The organism is Candidatus Megaera venefica, assembly GCF_034554655.1.
Lineage (GTDB): Bacteria > Pseudomonadota > Alphaproteobacteria > Rickettsiales > Rickettsiaceae > Megaera_A > Megaera_A venefica.
The window spans coordinates 1-2,301 of sequence record NZ_JARJFB010000210.1; the positions used below are offsets into that span (position 1 = coordinate 1).

General features: G+C 35.3%; 5 protein-coding genes. 3 read left to right on the plus strand and 2 right to left on the minus strand.

Annotation, left to right across the window (positions count from 1 at the left end; translation table 11 throughout):
- Positions 1 to 134 precede the first annotated feature (134 nt).
- From Megvenef_RS08985 to Megvenef_RS08995, 3 genes are read left to right on the plus strand one after another with little or no spacing between them, the layout of a single operon-like run.
- Positions 135 to 386 carry a hypothetical protein gene (locus Megvenef_RS08985; RefSeq protein WP_322777589.1) on the plus strand — a complete coding sequence of 84 codons (252 nt, stop codon included), beginning with the start codon at positions 135 to 137 and terminating at the stop codon, positions 384 to 386.
- A 35-nt stretch (positions 387 to 421) separates the two neighbouring features.
- Complete coding sequence (locus Megvenef_RS08990; RefSeq protein WP_322777590.1) at positions 422 to 685, plus strand: hypothetical protein; 264 nt, start codon at positions 422 to 424, stop codon at positions 683 to 685.
- A gap of 38 nt (positions 686 to 723) precedes the next feature.
- Positions 724 to 939, plus strand: a complete 216-nt coding sequence (locus Megvenef_RS08995) for a WGR domain-containing protein (protein WP_322777591.1) — start codon at positions 724 to 726, stop codon at positions 937 to 939.
- 101 nt (positions 940 to 1,040) lie between these two features.
- Here the strand turns inward: Megvenef_RS08995 and Megvenef_RS09000 are convergent, their stop codons facing one another.
- Together Megvenef_RS09000 and Megvenef_RS09005 are read right to left on the minus strand one after the other, a co-directional pair.
- Positions 1,041 to 2,066, minus strand: a complete 1,026-nt coding sequence (locus Megvenef_RS09000) for an Eco57I restriction-modification methylase domain-containing protein (RefSeq protein WP_322777592.1) — start codon at positions 2,064 to 2,066, stop codon at positions 1,041 to 1,043.
- A gap of 42 nt (positions 2,067 to 2,108) precedes the next feature.
- Positions 2,109 to 2,301: hypothetical protein (locus Megvenef_RS09005; protein WP_322777593.1), on the minus strand; the 193-nt coding region annotated here is incomplete at its 5' end.

The window sequence follows — 2,301 nt, forward strand, 5'->3', positions numbered from 1 at the left end:
ACGGTGTCATTAAATTACCGTCGGGAGCTATTATCGGTACTTGGAAAAATAACAACCTAAAGTTAGCTAAACATCTAAATATTGACCAAGATAAGTTTATTAAACATTTAATCAAGTTTTTTTAGAGAAACTGTATGAATAGCATCCAATATTATAAAGACTGTAATAACTTCATAGATCATCCGCTTGCGCCTTTGTTTTATCAATTTGTTGAAACTTTAGAAAAACGAGGCTTTTATAAGGAAGCCGAAGACTTACAAGTAATAGCAGAAAAATACTATTTACCTGAAAACCGCACTATAATTCTTAAAATAATTATAGAAATGCAGAAAGCTGCTGTATCTGATGAAGAAACGAAGCTTGAACAGTTATTGCAACAATTATAGATTAACGTTATTATCAACTAAACTTGGAGTGTTATATGATGAATTCAAATTACGGAAAAACTTACAATAGTTTTGCGGAGCATCCACTTGCTCCTATATATTTTAAATACATAGATATTTTGATATCTAGAGATTTAAATCAAGGCGTACAGCATTTATTAGATATTATGGACGCCCCTATAACAGAGGAAAATACAGAGATATTTACTGATATCGTTGCCGCTCTTGTAAGAATTGCTAATGAAGATAACATTAATGAATTTGAGGAGTTAGGGCGTCAATTAGATAATGCGAACTGACCGTCCCCTGCTTTTATTGGTTCGGTTCATGGCATAACATGCTGCAAACTTGGTTAAGAGAAGATAGGTTCTATAATGTACAACTACAGACCAATCTATTCGGTGGCACTAGTGTATTTTTTAGCTGGGGTAGTAGGTACGGTAAACGAGGTGGCTATAAAATTATTTTTTGTGATAGTGAATTAGAGGTTAATAGTGCTTTGCAAGTGATTAAAAAAAGAAGGCGGGCAAGAGGATATAAATTGACCGAATAGATGTTACTAGTTGTTACGGTGGCTATGAAAGGCGGTTACATCCGCCTTTCATAGTGTTTAGATGTATTGTTGTCCAGTGCGATTCGTAAGCAACTGATAATTTAGAGTATTTTTTTGATTTTAGAATATACGCTTGCAAGCTGGGTTCTTAAATCACCGCTGCTTTTACAGGTAATCCCCAGGCGATCGTACATTGGGACTATCTCAAGCTCACCTAATACGTGATGGGGGTTATTAAAAAAATACTCATTTATCGGTTTACTATGTTCACCAATCTTTTTTTGTCTGGTGGCTTGCCACTCATGGGTTTTATCGGTTTTTTGCAAGAATACTAAATCAACGGTAATTTTTGCATCCGCAAATAAATTATCAGGCAAGCGATAAGCAAGTATTAAGTTTGTTCCTGATGCGTTGATAATATCCCGTGCATGCTCTTTTGTATTGTCTAGGAAAAATTGTGGCAATATCATTGCTATAATACCTTTATCTCTTAGCATTCTTGCGGATTTAGCAACAAACCAATGATGAATTATTAAGTGCGCCAAGTCGGAGTTAAAAATATCATTTACGGTATTGCGACCGTATGGCGGGTTGCCGATAATTAGGTCGTATCTATTGTCGTTGCAGCAGAAATTCTCAAAACCAGTATTGATAATGTTAATATTGCCGTGCAATTTGCTAAATAATTTGCAGGAGGCATTATCAAGCTCTATTGCATCTATACTTGCATTTTTTGCTACTATTTGTGGCATGTAGTTAAAAAATACCCCTGTTCCCGCGGAAGGCTCTAATATATTACAACTTTTACCGCCTCCGTCTGCTCGTAACCCCTTAAAACCCATACGTGTTAAAGCCGCCCATATGAATTTTACCAGTAACTCGGGCATATAGTATGCACTGTTTACGCTCTTTTTTATAGAGCCAATCTCATCATTGGTTAGGTAACGTTTTAATTGCCTGTAAACACAAGGAGTAAAGATTGCCTCGCGGAGTCCTCCCCAGCCAGTATAGCCGTTTATGACTTCTCTTTTTTGTTCTTCGTTGATACTAGGGTCATTATTTGACAATAGTTTTAATACTTTAAGATTTTTTTCTATTCTATCGTTTTGTATTTGTTTTTTTAGCATTTTGATCCTCGTCTTTTTATTGATTATTTAGAGTGAAAATGTTTATTTGTTATAAGAAATTGCCTGCAATACTTTTTGCGTTAAGGTCTTACCAAGAAGCCCTTGGAAATAATCAAAATCTGAAAATAGACAGCTATTTTCATCAATCGTTTTATGAGTGAGTCCTTGGTACGCATCTAATTTTGGAGATAAATCCGCACCCCAACCAGATAATGCAAGCAAACTTAATCCATCA

Bases quoted from the DNA above. Each gene is read 5' to 3' on its own strand.
- Megvenef_RS08990 (WP_322777590.1), top strand. From the start codon at position 422: ATGATGAATTCAAATTACGGAAAAACTTACAATAGTTTTGCGGAGCAT.
- Megvenef_RS09000 (WP_322777592.1), bottom strand. From the start codon at position 2,066: ATGCTAAAAAAACAAATACAAAACGATAGAATAGAAAAAAATCTTAAA.
- Megvenef_RS08995 (WP_322777591.1), top strand. From the start codon at position 724: ATGCTGCAAACTTGGTTAAGAGAAGATAGGTTCTATAATGTACAACTA.
- Megvenef_RS08985 (WP_322777589.1), top strand. From the start codon at position 135: ATGAATAGCATCCAATATTATAAAGACTGTAATAACTTCATAGATCAT.